13 protein-coding genes are annotated in these 18371 nt (G+C 51.4%); 3 read left to right on the top strand and 10 right to left on the bottom strand.

What is annotated here, in order from left to right:
• Positions 1-13 precede the first annotated feature (13 nt).
• The 8 genes from F456_RS0114605 to F456_RS0114570 form a co-directional block, all read right to left on the bottom strand.
• Positions 14-529, bottom strand: a complete 516-nt coding sequence (locus F456_RS0114605) for a sigma-70 family RNA polymerase sigma factor (RefSeq protein WP_018977790.1) — start codon at positions 527-529, stop codon at positions 14-16.
• A 262-nt stretch (positions 530-791) separates the two neighbouring features.
• A complete protein-coding gene (locus tag F456_RS0114600) occupies positions 792-2222 on the bottom strand; it encodes a hypothetical protein (protein WP_018977789.1) in 1431 nt (476 codons plus the stop codon).
• Between the two features lie 21 nt (positions 2223-2243).
• Complete coding sequence (locus F456_RS0114595; RefSeq protein ID WP_018977788.1) at positions 2244-2777, bottom strand: sigma-70 family RNA polymerase sigma factor; 534 nt, start codon at positions 2775-2777, stop codon at positions 2244-2246.
• A gap of 232 nt (positions 2778-3009) precedes the next feature.
• Positions 3010-6003 (bottom strand): beta-phosphoglucomutase, encoded by a 2994-nt coding sequence (pgmB, locus tag F456_RS22665; protein WP_018977787.1) that lies wholly within the window; start codon positions 6001-6003, stop codon positions 3010-3012.
• A gap of 274 nt (positions 6004-6277) precedes the next feature.
• Positions 6278-7486 carry a hypothetical protein gene (locus F456_RS0114585; RefSeq protein WP_018977786.1) on the bottom strand — a complete coding sequence of 403 codons (1209 nt, stop codon included), beginning with the start codon at positions 7484-7486 and terminating at the stop codon, positions 6278-6280.
• A 7-nt stretch (positions 7487-7493) separates the two neighbouring features.
• Positions 7494-8996, bottom strand: a complete 1503-nt coding sequence (locus F456_RS0114580; protein WP_018977785.1) for a glycosyltransferase family 2 protein — start codon at positions 8994-8996, stop codon at positions 7494-7496.
• Entirely contained in the window at positions 8977-10077 is a 1101-nt protein-coding gene (locus F456_RS0114575; protein ID WP_018977784.1) for a HEAT repeat domain-containing protein, read from the bottom strand. Before F456_RS0114575 ends, F456_RS0114580 begins: the two co-directional genes overlap by 20 nt.
• A complete protein-coding gene (locus tag F456_RS0114570) occupies positions 10074-11885 on the bottom strand; it encodes a GGDEF domain-containing response regulator (protein WP_018977783.1) in 1812 nt (603 codons plus the stop codon). The genes F456_RS0114575 and F456_RS0114570 overlap by 4 nt, the downstream gene beginning before the upstream one ends.
• A gap of 241 nt (positions 11886-12126) precedes the next feature.
• Between F456_RS0114570 and F456_RS0114565 the strand changes: the two genes are divergently transcribed.
• Complete coding sequence (locus F456_RS0114565; RefSeq protein WP_018977782.1) at positions 12127-12678, top strand: CcdC family protein; 552 nt, start codon at positions 12127-12129, stop codon at positions 12676-12678.
• 299 nt (positions 12679-12977) lie between these two features.
• On the opposite strand, the gene F456_RS0114560 is transcribed toward F456_RS0114565, so the two are convergent.
• Positions 12978-14417 (bottom strand): glycoside hydrolase family 1 protein, encoded by a 1440-nt coding sequence (locus F456_RS0114560; RefSeq protein ID WP_280513572.1) that lies wholly within the window; start codon positions 14415-14417, stop codon positions 12978-12980.
• Positions 14418-14507: 90 nt separating this feature from the next.
• On the opposite strand from F456_RS0114560, the gene F456_RS0114555 reads away from it, so the two are divergent.
• Positions 14508-15476 carry a LacI family DNA-binding transcriptional regulator gene (locus F456_RS0114555; RefSeq protein ID WP_018977780.1) on the top strand — a complete coding sequence of 323 codons (969 nt, stop codon included), beginning with the start codon at positions 14508-14510 and terminating at the stop codon, positions 15474-15476.
• Between the two features lie 93 nt (positions 15477-15569).
• Positions 15570-17024 carry a beta-N-acetylhexosaminidase gene (nagZ, locus tag F456_RS22660; protein WP_018977779.1) on the top strand — a complete coding sequence of 485 codons (1455 nt, stop codon included), beginning with the start codon at positions 15570-15572 and terminating at the stop codon, positions 17022-17024.
• 85 nt (positions 17025-17109) lie between these two features.
• Here the strand turns inward: nagZ and F456_RS0114545 are convergent.
• The coding region (locus F456_RS0114545; protein ID WP_018977778.1) for a right-handed parallel beta-helix repeat-containing protein at positions 17110-18371 on the bottom strand (1262 nt) is incomplete at its 5' end.

Below are 18371 nucleotides of genomic sequence, written 5' to 3'. Positions count from 1 at the left end.
ATTGTACACCTCCTCATAAGTATTTCCGCAGCTGCTTCAAGCCTTCACGCACCCATGTCTTAATCGTACCTTCCGGCTTCTTCAGCACTCTCGAAATGTCTGCCGCTGTCATGCCATGATAATACTTGAGCATAATCGTATGTCGATAATCGGGCTTCATGCGTTCGAATGCCCGCTCCAGATCAATCCGGTCACTGCTTTGCATCTCCTCGGCACACCCTTCTTCCACCTCTGCAGTCGGAAACGATCGTTTTCTTCGTCTTAATTCGTCCATACAGCAGTTGATGACAATCCGGACCAGCCAGCTTGAGAAAACGTCCGGATTTTTTAATTTTTTGCGCTTGATCCACGCCCGGCACGATGCTTCCTGCACTGCTTCCAGCGCGTCCGCTTCGCTGCGCAAATAACTGAAGGCGATGACATACAGTTTGTGGTGCTGACTGGCAATCTGATCGAAGAACAAATCTTCCTCCGTTACTGCGGTGCCATCCATTTCCTGCCGATCCACCTGTTCTGCCGTGTCCTCCATTCCTTTTCCCCCTCTTCTCCCAGCCGCTGCAGCAGCCTTCGCCAATATCATTGGATCTATCTGCTTATCTGTCTTTTGCAAAATCCGATGTTTGTAAGACGTACGATCTTCATGAAACGATTGATTTATTTTAACAAATGATGAAAAAGAGAGTGAAAAGTGAAAAAGACTGTCTCCTGATAGGAAACAGCCTGAAGTTCCGATCTATTTATAGCTTTTCCGTTTACTTACAACTATGCCGTTTGTTAATTCTGCTATCCGTTTACTTGAGCTGTACTTCCTGTTCGTCCATCTCTACTGCGGGATAAGCGAGAATCTTAAAAGTTAGCGGCTGCGGATATTTCTTGTCCTCGATGTAGCTCCAATGGGTACCTTCCTCTGTTGATCCCTCCCCGCCTTGTGTCGCGTTCGGGGCGGCATTCGTCATTGCGTGCTCTATGCCCTGCCCATCAACGAAAGTCTCATCTAACAAGAGTAGGTTGTGTACATGGGAGATCTTATACTCCGTCTTGATTTCCCGCACCCCTTTCGCAAAGTCGCGCACCTGTACAGTAAAGCCCTCTCCCGGTGCCTGAAGAACCTTTTCCTGCTCGGTATCTATCACAAAATACAATTTTTGTTTGGACAGCGCATTAATGCCTTTGACTTGGAAGGACAGCGAATCGGGACGGACGATGCCTTCTTTATTAACAAAGCTTATTTCTCCGCCGGCATTCTCATTGAGGCTGACAGATGTTCCGCGTAACCCCATTTTCAATCGTTTCTCATCTTTTTCCATCACTAGACGAGGATCGATAAAGTCAAAAAGCTTGTCCGTATTAGCGGCGTCTTCTTCAAACTCCAAGTATACGGCAAGCGGGGTTAGAAGCACTCGATGGATCAGATACTCCTGCCCTCCCGCAGTCAACGTTTTCGGCTTGTCAAATACTAGTTCCTCTTCGCTTGCTTCTGTGGAAGCCAGGTGCATTGGAAGCTCGAAATTCTGAAGGCGTTCCTTATTAATTCCAGAGCCTCCGGCTGCAGCATACGCACGCAGCTTAACGTCTTCCGAGCGATTCTCTGTTCCTTTTTCGAAAACCATTGTGACATAACCGTATGTCGTCCGACTCGCCTTGTCGTAGGAAGTGGAACCGAATTGTCTTATTGATGATGTCAGCATTTCCCCGGTTGCAGCATTCAACAGAGCCGATTCATTCAATTCGACTTCTTCCCCGTTGGGCGCTCCCGTCTCGTACATCAATGTTACGCTGCGGCTGTCGCGAATCAATCCGTGAATCTTAACCGTATATCCATTCTGTTCCACTATGAGGTTGGTCCTCTCTATATCGCCACGATTCAACGGACCGCTTAACATGTCATTGCCGCTAAACAACTTCCGAAACGGCTCCAAAGAGACATCTTGCGGAGCAGCGGCTTGGGGAACACTCTTGGGCTCTTGTACACTCGTAACTTCTCCTTCTTCACCGTTCGGCATGATGCCCGGATTTGTCAGAAACAGCGCGCCCGCTGCCAGAACGACAGCTCCGGCTCCTCCGTAAGCAAAGCTTTTGCGCCGTCGGGACTCGCTGTTCACACGCTGCATGCCTCTGCGGATTGCGGCGCTTCGCTCTGCGGCTGAAGGCATTCGGTTACTATTCCGGACAGACTCCGCATCTTCGATTAGCAGCCGTTCTTCTTTACGGTATTTTTCCATCTTCTTCTCACTCCTTTTCTTTTAATGGTCATTTTCGAGCTTCGTCCGGATCTGCTTCAAAGCCCGGTACAACCGCGTCTTGATCGTGCTTTCCGGCTTGTTCAGAATTCGTGCAATTTCATTCAGCGTCATATCATGGTAAAAGCGCAGGATGAGTACATGTCTGTATTTCTCCGGCATTTTCTGCATGGCATGTTCCAGATCGATTGCACTGGAGCTTTGCATCTCGGGCTGCCTTCTCTCTTCTCCGACCCGTTCAAGCGGCACAACTTTCTTACGTCGTCTCAGTTCATCCATACAGCAGTTGATCAGAATGCGGATCAGCCACGAATCGAACAGCGCTTCATCTTTTAACGATTTCTTTTTGGACCAAGCCCGAAAAGACGCTTCCTGCAGCATCTCCAGTGCGTCCGCTTCACTTCGCAGATAGCTGTAAGCGATGCTGTACAGCTTCCCGCTCTGCCTGTCGATCCGTTCGAAAAAAAATTCTTCCGCACTCCGGTAAACTTCATCCTCCGCCTTCTCCACCTTTTCCAGTCCCAACGTCTCGGCCACCTTCTCTCCCCCTCTTGTGAACATGCATGGCTATGACGGACAGTGCTATGCAAAAAGTTTCAATATTCAAGTAAAAAATCGTATGTAAAAAAGGATTTCACCTGCTATGAATCGGTCCATTACATGGACACAGTAAAAAGCCGTACAGCTTCTCCTCTAAGGATATGCTGTACGGCTTCTCTTGTAATCCATACTTAGTTAACTTGTGCTATTCATTCCGGATTGACCGGATTTAGCTTGTGAATTCCTGCTTCGGAAACTGCTTCATCCACTCCCGCAGCAGTGCCGGTGTAAGCTCTCCAGGTCCCGATACATGGTGGTCGGCATCAGGCAGCGTTTCCGGTGTGCCGATTCCTACAGCCGGCATTCCCGCCCGATGAATCGACATTACGCCGGCTTCAGCGTCTTCAATGCCGATACAGCGCAGCGGATGCACACCCAGCCCTTCGGCAGCCTTGAGGAAAATCTCTGCATCCGGCTTCTGCAGAGCTACTGCTCCCGCATCCGCTACATAATCGAACAGATCCGCAACGCCGAGTTTTTCGATCACTGTAGGAGCATTGCGGCTGGCCGAAGCTACGGCAGTGCGTATACCTTCGCGGCGAAGTGCCTTGAGCAGCTTGCGCACGCCCGGCAGCAGCGCTTCCGGCGTTAAGGTCGTCAGCAGCTCTCTGTAACGCTCGTTCTTGCGATTGGCGAGCTCTTCCATTTCCTCGAACGTAAATTTCCGGTCGCTGTTTTGCAGAATCAGTCTCAGCGAAGACATCCGATCGACGCCTTTGAGTTTCTCATTATATGCTTGATCGAATGGAATGCCCAATTCATCGGCAAGTTCTTTCCATGCTTTGTAATGCAGCTCGGCCGTATCCGTAATCACACCGTCAAGATCGAACAGCACCCCGGCCAGAATCCGGTTCGGCAGCGTCAACTCTTCTTCAAGTGTTGTCTCGACTCCGAAGTGTTCGATCTTCATTGGTTCGCCTTCAAGCAGGCGGTACGTGGTCGATTCCTCGCAAATGTTTAAATACAGACGGCGGCCTCTCCATTTCAGGGAGAAGCTGTAGCGCGGCCATTGTGCCGGAATAATTGGCCGGAAGCTCAGTTTGTCCGGGTCCTGCTTCATCCCGGCAAATCCGTTCACGATTGACAAGCGGCTGCCGGCCATCGCTGCGGCATGAATACCATCCTTAACGTTGCCATGCGTGTCGTCAAGATCCAGCCTAGACGTCTCCATAAAGAATTCGTAAGCCTGATCCATATAGCCAAGCTCTGCCGCCACTATGGAATGGACACAAGCGGACAGAGAGGAATCATGCGTCGTCAGTCCTTCGTAATACAGAAAACCGCGTGCTTTTTCTCCCCGTGTGAATCGGTCGGGCTGCACATGGAATGCCAGTACCAGGTCGGCCTGCTTCAGCACCTGATGCCGATAGATGTCCATCGGGTGATAGTGCAGCAGCAGCGGATATTTTTCTTTCGGCGTATCCGCAAAGTTCCATGGGGCTTTATGGAGGAACGAATCGTCCTGCCCGATCATTCCCTGCTCCCGATGAATGTACATTTCCTCCGCCATCTTCTTCCACGAACCGATCTCGGCATCGGTCACATTCATGCGGTCACACAGTCCCTCGCATTCTCCTTCATGACGCTGCTTCATTTCTTCCAACAGCTGCACGGTGTATTCAAGCTGATCCTGCACCATCACATTGGTATACGTATTATTGTTGACGAGCGCTGTATACTCGTCCGGCCCCGTTACACCGTTAATGCAGAATCCGCGCCCCGGAATAAAGCTTCCGTAATCGGCAAAGAAGCGGCTCGTTTCGATCAAAATTTCCAGCCCGTCTCCAAATTTGTACTCCTCATCGTTAACGGCTTCGTTATATAGCCTGATCGCATGCGCGACATCCGCATTGATATGAATCTGCGCGGTACCTGCCGGGAAATAAGCCGACGTCTCTTCTCCGCTGATTGTCCGCCATGGGAACATGGCGCCTTTGAAATTCAATTCCTCTGCACGACGCCGTGCCTCCGGCAAAATGTAGTACCGATAATCCAGCAGCTTGCGCGCAATTTCGGGCTCCGTATGCAGGAAGAAAGGGAAGATATACATCTCTGTATCCCAGAAGTAATGACCTTCGTACCCTTCGCCCGTCAGTCCTTTCGCTGCCATATTGGTCCGTCCGTCACGACCGACAGATTGAAAAACATGATAAGCGCTAAAGCGCAGTCCCTGCTGCAGCGCGGCGTCTCCTTCAACGACAATGTCGGCGGACATCCAGAATTCATCCAGAATGCCTTCTTGAATTGCCGCGTAGCTGTCATATCCCCGACCCATCGCCTCATCAAGATGATGTATGGCCTCTGTCCACAAACTGCCGGTATTGGCGCTTTCGGAAGCGTGATAAGTCACGTACTTTTCCAGAACAAACTCGTCGCCAGGCTGGGCAGATACAGTGAACCGCTTCTCTACCCGTCCACTCGACGAATCCGTTTCCAGTTCATATTCGCCGCCGGTCAACTTGTGTTCGGCTGCGCAGGCGATATGAAAGCCTGTAACCCGGGTGCGCTGTATAATACCCGCATATGTCTGGTCTTCGCGCATCTCGAGTGTGGTCAGTACAGGACCCGAGAAGGATGATCCCGATCGCGGGTCGCCCGTCGACGACTGGTTGACGACGTTGCCGTCGATTTCCGATTCGATGCGGATCTTCCCCTCGAAGTTGATCGGCTTGACCGTGCAGCGCAGCAGCAGCAGATGCGGATCATCAAGCGAGGCCATCCGTTCAAATACAATCTCCACTTCCCGCCCTTCCAGCGACCTCCACTGAACGGTACGGGTTACGCAGCCTTTACGCATATCAAGCTGGCGCCAGTAACCGAACAGCGTTCCCTGAAATAGATGCACCGGCTCGTCTTCAAGCCAGATCCGGATAATCTGAGCGTCCGCCACGTTCAGCATCGTTTCCCGATCACGGGCAAAGCCGTAACCTTCCTCGCCGTAAATGATCGGGCCCGATTCGTAAAAGCCATTAATATATGTTCCACGCAGCGTTGTTCCCACGGGACCGTAGTAGCCCTCTTCGAAGTTGCCGCGTACGCCGATATATCCGTTCGCTACGGCGAAAATCGTTTCATCGCGCAAATTTTGTTCGGTGTCCAACGTATGCTCGGTCACCGTCCAAGGCTCATACGCATAGATCGGTCCGCCGGATGAATGCTTCATTTGAGTTCCTCCCATTTCCATTGTTTCTCTGTCACACAGACTCCCCCCTTATTACCCAACGAGCTTCGGGTAAGTAACTCTCCCACTTACAAAAGAGCAAGATTAATTTGAAAGACCGCCGGCTGCAGACCATAAAAAGGGAGCCTTCGCCAAAACGAAGACTCCAAGTCAGGGTTGTATTGAAAGGGCTTACATCTGCATTATAATCGGCCTTTTTCGTTTTGTGAATCCCTATTTTACCAAAACGGAGGAAAACTTTGCCGATTTGACGCATTCAAGTGGAAGACAGCTGTACCGACAATGCTTCTTCAAGCACCTTCTGCATTAGTGGAACGTATACATCCCAATAAAAAGCATCTTCACTGCCTGGTGTGTCAAAGGTGAACCAACTTTTGAATATCGGCCAGCCTGCATATCGCCGCCAGAACGGATACTCATTATGATCCGCATAATCGCCGGCGAAATAATAGCTGACCTGCCCGAGAGCCGGTGAAAAGCCGAATGTTCCGGTATCGGCTCCTGATGCTTCCCGCCGAATGATCGCCGGAAAGCGATCGCGAAGTCCTCGCTCGGCCAGCATCGCTTGTCCGGTGCTCGTCAGTTGAAGATTATACTCAGCTAGCACCTCGCTGCCGCCAACCGGAGTGACGACATCAAACCAATAATTGTACCGACTGCCGGGTTTCATACCGAAGCGGTCCTGTCCCGCCTGCGTAAACGAAATCCGGGCCCCGCCTTCCGTTTCACTGCCTTCGCGCAGTACAAACAGATCGCCGTCTTTTTGAACGAACAGAAATCCGGCGCCTGTATAGGCCCAATCCTGTCCGGTCGTTTCTTTATACTGCGCAGGCACCCATTCCGGTACCTCTACTCCTGCCGTCAGGTCGGGGAAATAACGCGCAGTCCAGCCCGTCCATTCCATACCCAGCAGCGCGCTTGCTCGGCTGCGGACGGAGTCCGTTGTCGGCGTAGCGATCGAATTGAATTCGGCGACAAGCATGGTGCCGCGGGCAGCTGCAGCTTCCATGACGTGAACGTCGGCTATTTTCATTCCTCCGTTTTGTCCCCGAGGAGAAGAACCTCCGGCATTGGCCGGCACACGATCAGCCGTTACTTCTTCATCCTCCTCTTCCGCTTCAAGCAGTCCGTAAGTATCTGCCACGTACAGCAGCTGCGTATCCGGAGGTATTTCGGCCAATGTCCGCTCTTCCGGCCGAATACCGTTCTGTTTGGGATAATTTCCATAGTAGTCCTGATCGTAAAGATACTTGTCTCCTCCGGGCATTCGGTACTTCTGCTGATTCAGAATCCAGAATAACCCTTTGTGCTCACGATAGCTGTCGTTCGTTACCGTCTTGTCGAGCACCGCGACAGACAGGCTCTTTGCCGATTTCCCCTCCCAAATGATCCACGGCAGCAGCAGAAGCAGCATGAGTACGCCAAGACCGACCCAAAAACGAGGGAACTTTTTTTTCTGCTTCAACTCCGGCTCACTCCTTCTTCTCTGGTGGAACAGGGTGTGCCCCCTGAATGGTGCCCGGCTTCTTGTTGGCGCCCAGCACGTTGACCCGTGTCATCTCGCCCCAGCCGTGCTTTTTGCCCCGGATAGCTTGGAACAAACCTTGGGTGCGCCATAATGTCATCACGGGGCGGTACCAGAACGATTCGGTCAAGGCGTAGAAAAACAGTTTGAACGTGTCTGATACCCGATTGTAGTTGTGGAATCTCCATTCTTCAAACAATACGCTCATTGTAGACATCAGCGAGCCGAACAGCAGCATAACCAGCGCCAGCATTAGGGAGATTTCTACATTGATTCGGCCCAGGAAGAACCCGAAAACGACTGTAAAGTACCCGAGAAGCTCAACCAGCGGACCCAAAAGTTCAACAAGCAGGAAAAAGGGCATCGAAACCAATCCAACTCGCCCGTAACGGGGATTGAACATCATTTTTTTGTGGGCCCTGAGACTTTCGTATAAGCCCCGATGCCACCTTGTACGCTGCCGTTTGAGGATGGTCATGCTTTCCGGAGCTTCCGTCCAGCAGACCGGCTCCGGCACATAAACGATACGCGCTTTGCTCTTCTTCCGGCGGATCAGTTCATGCAGACGGACAGTCAGTTCCATATCCTCGCCGATCGTTCCGGTCTCATAACCACCCACCTCAACAACCCAACTTTTCTTGAATACGCCGAACGCTCCGGAAACAAGCAGCAGCATATTATAGCGGCTGAGCCCGATCCGTCCCATCAGGAAGGCTCTGAGATACTCGACGACCTGCATAACGACAAGAGGTTTGTTCGACAAGCGGACACTTTCGCTGCTCAGATGACCGCTGTCGACCATACTTCCATTGGCGATGCCGACACTGCCGCCGGTCGCTACGATTTCTTCGCCGGGACGGGCATCCATAATTGGTTTGACTACTTTGATGAATGCATCCGGATCGAGTACGGTATCCCCATCAAGCGAGACAAAGTAAGGGTACCGGCACACATTAATACCTACGTTAAGCGCATCGGCTTTACCTCCGTTTTCCTTGTCGACGAGCACCAGATTGGGATGGCGCAGTGAACGATACACAGTGCGAATAGGCTTCGTTTCTTTTTTGAGTCCTGAAAAAGGAACCCTGCTCTTCACTTCCGTCATATCGAACTCTTCCCGCATAATTTCGACCGTTCGGTCTTTTGAACCGTCGTTAACGACTACAATTTCAAACTGTTTGTAGTTGATGCCAAGCAGAGAGCGCACACTTCCGACAATATTAATCTCTTCATTGTAGGCAGGCACAATAATGCTGAGCGGCGGGATAAACTCTGTCTCCAGCACACTGCTGTATTGAATTTCACTCAAGTCACGGTCGCGCCACAGACTGAAAGCTGCCGCTGCGGTCAGAATCAAATAAACGGCAGCCGACATGGCCACGTAAATAATAATCAGGATACCGAAGATGCGATGGGCATCCATCAAAATATCAACCCACGTTCCGTTCATAGGCCCTCCTTTCCAGTGTCTCAATGGCCATATCACGGGCAAAACGGTCTGGGTGCTCTTCAGCGATCCGGCCGATACGCTCAAGTCCATTCCGATAATTTGCTAGAGAAGAAGCCGCTTCCCGCCGCACCTCGTAGGACGGATCGGCCATCATGGTTTCCAAATGCGGAACAAAACGTTCTTCGCGCAGCATACCGGCCAAACGAGCATGCATCAGCCGCTCCGGCCAGGAAACTGTCTCGCTTTCAATCATACGCGCTTCGAGGTGATCCGCAGCTGCCGGCGTAATATACCCGAAGTTGGCCAATGCCTTGAGCGCCCGAATTCTCATCTCCCGGTCCTCCACACGCATACAGTTTTCCAGCAGCTCCAGCACTTCGTTCGTACGCACATTGCCCAGCCTCAGCGTATCCAGTACGCAGTAACGAATCCGGATCGGAAACCATTCAAATTCGTGAATTAAGCGGTCCAGCAGCTCGCCCTGCAGCGGACGAAGCATCTGCATCAGCTGAAGCTCGGAAAATCGCTTCTCCGCAATATCAAAATAATCAAACGTTTCTTTTGCCTGTAAAGATGACAGCGTGCGAACCAGCAGGAAGCGCTCGTCGTCATGACTCGGGTGTTCTTTCAGTCCGTCGAGCCGGTCGATAATCTTGTCTTTCAATCCGGTCATTTGAAATTTCTCGATGTGCAGCAGGACGTTCATTCGGTCGCTCCAGCGCCGTTGTTCCAGCATATACGCATATTCCTCGGTAAAATAGTACGCTGCAAAATCATAGATTCTTTCCCGTTCGATCTGCGATGCGCTGACTGTCAGCCGGTTCAACAGTGCTTCCTCCAACGCTTCCCGGCGCAAACCTTCGCCGGAAGCAGCGAGCCGCCGAGATCTTTCGCCGCTCATTAGATAATCGACAAGCGGCGAATCCGGTGCGGCAAGCCTATCGACCGCCTCCGCCACCTGCTTCCGGTAACGGGTACGCAGAACCTTCCGCTCAACCAGGTAGAACAGAATCAGTCCGATCAGCAGAATCAGAACAGCCGCAGCTATCCAGAGGATTCGCAGAATATCGGCATCGTTCATAGGGCAGTGCCTACCTTCCCGAGCAGTCTGCGGACACGCGCTTCAAGTTCGACCATGCTGAACGGCTTGGTCATGTAATCGTCCGTACCTGCCCGGATCGCTTCTGCAATCCCCCGTTCATCGCTGATTCCAGTCAGCATCAGCACCGTATAGACCGGGTCATACTCTCCGCTCCGCAAACGGGACAGCACTTCCATACCATTCATTCGGGGCATCATGCGATCCAGAATCAGCAAATAATGTGCGCCTCCCACATGCCAAGGATCGCTCAGGAATTCCTCTCCATCGGAGAAGGAGCGGATCTCCAGCGCATACTCCTCCTCCAGGCTCTGAAGCTGACGCTCCAAGATCATTCGGATCAGCCCATCATCGTCGATCAGCGCCAATCGCAATTGACGGGAAGCCGGCTCATTGGGCGTTTCCTGCTCACTGCCTACAGCAGATTGGGCGAGCTTTGCTTCGAGAGATCTTACCGCTCCTGCAAGTGCCAGCTGGCGGGACATTCCGGGTCTGACCTCTTCCAGGCCATAGACGACGCTGACTTCATTGGAATCAAGCAGCTCCAGCAAATCTTCTTCAAGCAGAATCTTTTGCAAAAAAGCACTGCTCTGAACTTCACCGATTCCCGGCTGCAGCAAAAAGAAGCGATTGGCCCGGTCCCGCGCCCAGATATCATGCGGTCGCAGCTTCCGGCGTACGTGATCCGAGAAAGCTTTCATTAGACGGTCGCCTTCCCGGTAGCCTGTTCGTTCATTGAGCCGACGCAGCCCTTCCAGTTGGACGGACGCGATCGCCAGCGGTTCACTAGAGTCGCCGAGCAGACCAAGCTGCCGCGTGAGCTCCCGCTCCAGAAACGCCATACCATAAGCCCCGGTGGTCTGATCAAGCAGCAGTTGACCGGTCAGGCGGTGCCGACGCCGTATCAGACGTCGTATCCGAATAATAAATTCATCGAGATTCAGCGGCTTGGTCAGGAAGTCATCGACTCCGCTTTCGTAAGCGCGCAGCCGGGTCGCATCATCGGTCTTGGCCGTCATCAGCACGACCGGGATCATATAACGTTCGCACAGCTCCCGCAGCCGCTCCATGAGTTCGAAGCCGCTTTGTTCCGGCATCAGCACATCGAGTATGGCACAGTCAGGCCGCATCTCGTAGAACCATTCTACTGCCTTGTCGAAGCGAGGCGTCGCGAAAACTGTAAATCCGCGGGATTCCAATTCATCCTTAAGCAGCGCCAAGAGGCCGAGGTCATCGTCAAGCAGCAGCACAGTGCCTTCGGACACTTTCTCTTCCTCCGCCAGAGCGCTCCCCTTCACATTTTGTGCTTCTTCCGAAGTCTTCAGTCCTTCCCCGGACGTTTCTTCCAAGGATGTCATGTCCGCACTATCCTGTGTGCTGTTCCGCTTCGTCATCGCTTTTCTAAGACTGCTCAGAGCGGAAGATGCGCTGCCCGGCGGCTGGCGTTCGGCTTCTTTGCTGCCTTTGCTTCCACCAGTTTCCGCCTGTTCTCCCGCCGCAGCAGCATTGGACGGGAGTGCCGCGCGGGAAGACTGAAGCAGCAGCCCAAGATCGCCCAGCTGTGCTTGCAGCTCTTCGTTTGTAAAGATGCGCTCACCATCTTCCTGAAACTCTTCCAGGAGACGCACCGAAACTTCGTACCAGTCCTGCAAACCGATCGTTCCGGAAGTTCCTTTGATCGAATGCAGCATACGGTATACGGTGCGTTCATCCGTGTGCGCATTCGAACTCAACATGCGGTTCAAATTTTCTTCCGCTTGACTGATAAACAGTTTCTGATATTTATTCATGAGGGCCTCCTTCATTGTGAGGTCCGATCTCCGCAATCGTAAAACTGCTCATTAGGGTCCCCCGTTCAGCTTCGGTGTCCCGGATTGGAAACCGTTCGTATATGATATTACTTCTTAATCTTACCCAAAAACTAATATTTCGCGCCCAACAATTGTAAAAAGCATATCCCGCTTGTGGTATACTGGAACTGCATTTTTCATAATAATTACTTTCGAATTCTATACAGAGAAGAGGCTTATAATGATAGACTGGATCAATTCGATCTTCGATAAATTGTTCTCGCTGAACCCGATTCTGCTCAGCGTTCTGTTCACTCTGTTCTTTGCCGGTATGGCATCCATGGCCTTGGTTATGCGCATAAAGGCCAGCAAGCGGCCGCTGTCGGTCCGCAAGATCATGATGCCCCCGGTCGGTATGGCTACCGGTTTCTTTATGTTTGTGATTCGTGATATCCAGATTCCTTGGACCGGCGCTCTGATCGCATTCCTCGTTGGCTGGTTCCTGTTTGCTTACCCCCTGATTCTCGGCACCCAATTCGAACAGATCGGCAGCGATCTGTTTGTCAAAAGGTCCAAAGCATTCCTCGTTATTCTCGTTGTGCTGATCGTAATTCGACTGGGACTGCACAGCTATGTCGAACGTTTTGTAACACTTCCCCAGACTGGCGGCGTATTCTTTATTCTTGCTTTTGGCATGATTCTGCATTGGCGGCTTAATATGCTCCGGCGGTTCAAGCGGATGACCGCAAGTTCTCAGAACGGCGACAATCCGGCGGGTGCTTCAAAAGCTTGATTTATAGAAAAGGACGCTTCCCGAGTGGGAAGCGTCCTAAGGCTGTTGAGAAAGTTCAATTTGTTATAGAAGCTCAATAGCTGCGAGGGGAATTCGTTCCGGTCGCGTGTTGAAATCGGGAAAAGGGATCGAATTTTAGTGGAATTTTCCCGATTTCAAAGGCGAACACTATCGTTCCTTCACTGAATTCCCCTCTTCGTACATCCGCTTCACTTTAATTAAGACTTTCTCAACATGTTGAGGACGCTTCCCAAAGGGAAGCGTCTTTTTATGCTTTAGTCGGATGTACGTGCTCAAACTTAGCGCTTGAGACTTTTGCCGTTGGTTGCGATAACTTCTTTGTACCAGTTGAACGATTTCTTTTTGTAACGCTCCAGCGTACCGCTGCCATCGTCGTGACGGTCTACATAGATGAAGCCGTAACGTTTCTTGAGCTGAGCAGTCGATGCGCTGACAAGGTCGATACAGCCCCAAGTCGTATAACCCATCACTTCAACGCCGTCTTCGATCGCTTCGCCAACCTGTACAAGGTGATCATTCAGGTAATTAATGCGGTAATCGTCTTCAACCGTCTTCTCGCCTTTGTCGTTTGTAATCAGCTCATCGACTGCGCCCAGACCGTTCTCCACGATAAATAATGGCTTTTGGTATCTGTCCCAGAAGGTGTTCAGTACGTAACGCAGGCCTTTAGGATCGATCTGCCATCCCCATTCGCTCGCCTGGAGGTGAGGGTTCGGCACGCCGCCGAGCAGATTGCCTTCGCCTCTCGCTTTTTTCTCGGCGTCGGCCGTTTCGCAGATGCTCATATAGTAGCTGAAAGAAATGAAGTCGACCGTATGTTTCAGTGCTTCTTCATCACCGTCTTCAAACTTGATCTCAATACCGTTCTCGCGCAGGTAGCGCTTCATGTAGCCCGGATATTGACCGCGCACGTGAATATCGGCAAATGCCATATTTTTGTGATCGGATTCCATAGCCTGGATCACGTCGTCCGGATTTGGAGTGAGCGGGTAAATCGGCATGCTCAGCACCATGCAGCCGATCTGGAAGTCCGGATTAATTTCGTGGCCAACTTTGACCGTCTTCGCACTGGCAACCAATTCATGGTGAATGGCCTGGTACAGATCCTGCTTGCTCAAGTCTTTCTTCGGCGTTGAGATGCCTCCGCTCATAAATGGCGCTTCGAGAATCGAGTTGATCTCATTGAATGTCAGCCAGTATTTGACTTTGTCCTTGTAGCGCTTGAACACGGTCGTTGCATAATTTACGTAGAAGTCGACCATTTTGCGGTTGACCCAGCCGTCATATTCGCGGGACAGATGCAGCGGCGTCTCATAGTGGGAGATCGTCACGAGCGGCTCGATGCCGTATTTATGACACTCGTCAAACAGGTCGTCATAGAACTGCAGACCCGCTTCGTTTGGTTCGGTCTCATCGCCTTTCGGGAAAATGCGCGACCATGCGATCGATGTGCGGAATACTTTGAAGCCCATTTCGGCAAACAGCTTTACGTCTTCTTTGTAACGGTTATAGAAGTCGATGCCGATCAGCTTCATGTTATCTTCGGTCGGCTCTTCCGTAATAAAAGGATCTTCTCCGTGTCCTGCAAAACCGCCTTTTGGCGTAACATCCTGAATGGACCAGCCTTTACCGTCTGTCTGGTATGCGCCTTCAAGCTGGTTTGCCGCTACTGCGCCGCCCCACAAAAAGTTTTCCGGAAACTGTGTACTCATATGCATTCACTCCTGTGTGTTAGAATAGGAAAGAAGTTCTTAAACACAGCATAAATCGTGAAACGCGTTCCACGTCAACCCCCAAGGAGCGATCGTATGTCCAATCTTGAAGAAATTGCGAAACTTTCGGGCTTTTCCAAAGCGACCGTTTCGCGTGTGCTCAATAAATCCCGTCATGTCAGCCCGGAAACCAGGGAGAAAGTTCTGCGTGTTATCCGCGAAATGGATTATGTGCCGAACCGAAACGCCGTCTCTCTGTCGAAAGGCAAAACCCTGCAAATCGGCATGATCACCGCAGACATCAGCGAAATTATCCTTCCATTTATGACCAGTTTCGTCGAAGCAGCTGCCGAACACGGATTTCAGACAATCATTTATACGTCGAATCTGGACAAACAAAGGGAGCTGCAGGCATTCGAGGATCTGAAGCAGAAAAGGGTAGACGGGCTGCTTATTATTACCTCTGTTAACGATCTATCCGTGATCAGCGCCTACGGCAAGTACGGTCCGATCGTCTCATGGCAGCGAATGGAACGTCCGGATATTCCATCCGTCGCAATGGACCAGTACGACGGCTATGCGCTTGCCGTCCAGCATCTGCTGTCGTGCGGCGTCACACGAATCGCCAATGCGTTCGGCCGCCCGGAGAGCCTGAATACGCAGCGGCGGATTCAAGCTTACGAGGACTTGATGGCAGCACATGGACTCGAGGTCCGGCGCGACTGGTATTTCAAGTCTGCCTATCATCTTACGGATGGACAGAATGTAGTCCATAGAATGTTGGGGCTTGGAGAAGAGCCGCAAGCCATTATCTGCGCAAACGACTATGTGGCAGCGGGAGTGCTCAGTGAAGCGCGCCGACTCGGCTGGGACGTGCCAAACGAGCTGCGAATCGTCAGCTTCGACAATATGCAGATTGCCAGCACGCTTGGCCTAACCAGCGTTCAGAATCCGATTCGAAATCAGGCTTACAATGCGTTTGCGCTGCTCTCTCCCGGTCTGCTCAAGCAGCCTCTTCCATTAAAGCCATTGGAATTCGGATTGGTTGTTCGGGAGACCACGTAAGCAGACTGGCTGCCACCAAGCTTCTTTTCATGAACAATACAGTCAACATTATTCCACATTATGCAGTCCATGTTAGAAAGGAGCACTACCTTTATGCCCCGCAAACCCAGGAGTTCCTCTCCATTATTCAAAATCATTTCGGCCATACTGCTTATGCTAATCATCACAACAGGTGGCCTGCTCTTGTTCGGAGAGCGCAGCAATACAGCCACGGATACATCTACGCAGGCATCTCAAGCATCTCAGGCATCCCAGGTGTCTCCATCATCTTCAGAAACGCAGGCTGATGCCCAAGCTAACCCTCAGACTGAACCTCAAGCCGAAGCTTCTGCTCGGCCAAACCAGGAGCCTGCGGAAACGGTTAGTAGTACCAAGCCTAATGTCTCAGATTCGAAAGATGCCTCCAAAGAAGACTCTTCCGATTCCAGCAAAACAAACGCTCCAGTTAAGCCGAAGGCGGATTCACCCAATGCCGGTTCCGATCAATCCGGACAGACGGCAGCTCCCGCCGTCCCGGCTAAATCGGACAACGCTTCTTCCCCGATCACCGGTATGACATTGGAAGAAAAGATCGGGCAGATGGTCCTTGCCGGTCTGGAAGGCACTTCGCTGCGTGCGGAAGACAAGAAGCTTATTCAAGATTACGGGATTGGCGGCGTCATTTTCTACGCGGACAATATTCAATCCGCGGCGCAAACGAAGAAATTCGCCGCCAGCATCAAAGCGGCCAACCCCAACAAAGAGCTGCCGCTGCTGATCAGCGTCGATCAGGAAGGCGGACGCGTAGCACGGCTCAAAGGCGTAGAGAAAATTCCAACGGCAGCGGCTGTCGGCAGAAAGAACGATACGGAATATGCGCGTTCGATCGGCGAGCAGCTGGGCGAACAGCTCAAGTCCCAAGGATTTAACCTCGACTACGCACCGGTGCTTGATGTGAACAGCAATCCCGACAACCCCGTTATCGGCGATCGCTCGTTCGGCGACAGCGCAGCAATGGTATCGAAAATGGGCATTGCGGTCATGCAAGGATTGGAATCCAAAAAAGTCATTCCCGTCGTCAAACATTTCCCGGGACACGGCGATACGTCGGTTGATTCGCATATCTCGCTCCCCGTTGTGAACAAGAGTTTGGCCGAACTCAACAAGCTGGAGCTGATTCCGTTTCGAAAAGCGATTAACGAAGGAGCAGACGTTGTCATGATTGCCCACATTCTGCTGCCCAAGCTCGATCAGCAGTTTCCTTCGTCGATGTCGAAAGCGGTCATTACCGATCTGCTGCGTAGTAAACTTGGCTTCAAAGGTGTAGTCATGACCGATGATATGACCATGGGCGCTATCGCAAAAAACTATGGGATCGGCGAATCGGCAGTTCACTCCGTCCAAGCGGGCAGCGACATTATTCTTGTTGCACATGGTGCAGACAACGCGATCGAAGCGATTGAGGCGATCACTCAGGCAGTGAAATCCGGCAGGATTTCCGAGCAGCGCATTGACGAGAGTCTCACACGAATTTTTGCATTAAAAAGTAAATATTTAAACGAGAAGTAAGTAGTTAAAATAAGCGCTGCCGGATCACAGTTGACAGCAAAAAACGAGCCTCCGACGAAAAATCGGATGCTCGTTTTTACTGTGTTTAGAAACCGATGTTGTCGATCAGCTTGATATTACCGTTCTCAAAAGTTGTCGCGCTCCCATTAACATTAATGAGAGTATTGCGTTCGAAAACGACGTCCCCAATCTCGCCCTGTCCCCATACCCCAATGCCCCGGTGCGCTCCATTCTGAATCAGGTTGCCGTAAAACTTGACGTCATCGACAACTCCATGCGAAGCATACACCAGCACGTTCGGATGATTCTCGGGCTTTTTAATGCCGGTACTATCAATTGTATTGTTGTTAACCTGGACTCTGTGGACATCCAATGTGTTATAGGAACCTTCAGCCGCAATATAAACGCCTGCCATCATCGTATCGCTTATCTCGTTTCCCTCGATTCGCACATCTTCTCCACCGACTACGGAAATGCCGCGTGCTTTGGAAAAATTGCCGACCCAATTATCTTTGATGAGGATATCCCGAACAGGAACCTTGCTGCTTCCGTAGCTGACAACCGCAATTCCGTCATCACCGACATTCGATACTCTATTATTAACTACCTTAATGTCGTGACTTTCGGTCGTCATATGAATGCCGTCCGCTCCCGTGTTTTCGACCGTATTGTTCGAAATTGTACCGTCGCTTGAACCGTACGCGATCATGATGCCGGCCGTACTGGATCTATCAACATGAATATTGTCGATCACAAAGTTGGTTGCACTGCGTACCGTGATACTGTTCTTATCATGCGAACCGTTTCCTCTTGGCACGGTCGTCTGATAAGCATGCTTAAAGTTGCGGATCTGTACGCCGTCACCGAGCAGATCGATCGATCCATTCTCCGGGTCGGTCGAGACTAGCAGCGTTTTGTCTTTGCCGACACCTTCCATACGAATCCCGTCAACCTTCAATATTTTGCCCAGTTTAAACTCACCTTCCGGGATATGCAAAGCCTCATTTTTTGACCGGGCTTCTTCAGCAGCAGCAGCAAAAGCCTCATAATCGTCATTATCATCATTGGCAATAGCACCAAAATCCATTACAGATAATCCTTTAACCGGTACTTCAGGCTCTTCCGGTTCATCGATCGGTTCTTCCGGCACTTCAGGCTCTTCCGGTTCATCGATCGGCTCTTCTGGTACCTCAGGCTCTTCCGGTTCATCGATCGGCTCTTCCGGCACTTCAGGCTCTTCCGGTTCATCGACCGGCTCTTCCGATACCTCTGGCTCTTCCGGTTCATCGATCGGTTCTTCCGGCACTTCAGGCTCTTCCGGTTCATCGATCGGCTCTTCCGATACCT

Source organism: Saccharibacillus kuerlensis DSM 22868 (assembly GCF_000378145.1).
GTDB classification, from domain to species: Bacteria; Bacillota; Bacilli; order Paenibacillales; family Paenibacillaceae; genus Saccharibacillus; species Saccharibacillus kuerlensis.
The sequence above is the reverse complement of the archived record's forward strand: the minus strand, read 5'-3'. Positions and strand labels throughout refer to the sequence as shown.

Coding starts and splice junctions, on each gene's coding strand:
- F456_RS0114605 (WP_018977790.1), bottom strand. CDS start 529: ATGGAGGACACGGCAGAACAGGTGGATCGGCAGGAAATGGATGGCACC.
- F456_RS0114600 (WP_018977789.1), bottom strand. CDS start 2,222: ATGGAAAAATACCGTAAAGAAGAACGGCTGCTAATCGAAGATGCGGAG.
- pgmB (WP_018977787.1), bottom strand. CDS start 6,003: ATGAAGCATTCATCCGGCGGACCGATCTATGCGTATGAGCCTTGGACG.
- F456_RS0114580 (WP_018977785.1), bottom strand. CDS start 8,996: ATGAACGGAACGTGGGTTGATATTTTGATGGATGCCCATCGCATCTTC.
- F456_RS0114575 (WP_018977784.1), bottom strand. CDS start 10,077: ATGAACGATGCCGATATTCTGCGAATCCTCTGGATAGCTGCGGCTGTT.
- F456_RS0114570 (WP_018977783.1), bottom strand. CDS start 11,885: ATGAATAAATATCAGAAACTGTTTATCAGTCAAGCGGAAGAAAATTTG.
- F456_RS0114565 (WP_018977782.1), top strand. CDS start 12,127: ATGATAGACTGGATCAATTCGATCTTCGATAAATTGTTCTCGCTGAAC.
- F456_RS0114560 (WP_280513572.1), bottom strand. CDS start 14,417: ATGCATATGAGTACACAGTTTCCGGAAAACTTTTTGTGGGGCGGCGCA.
- F456_RS0114555 (WP_018977780.1), top strand. CDS start 14,508: ATGTCCAATCTTGAAGAAATTGCGAAACTTTCGGGCTTTTCCAAAGCG.
- nagZ (WP_018977779.1), top strand. CDS start 15,570: ATGCCCCGCAAACCCAGGAGTTCCTCTCCATTATTCAAAATCATTTCG.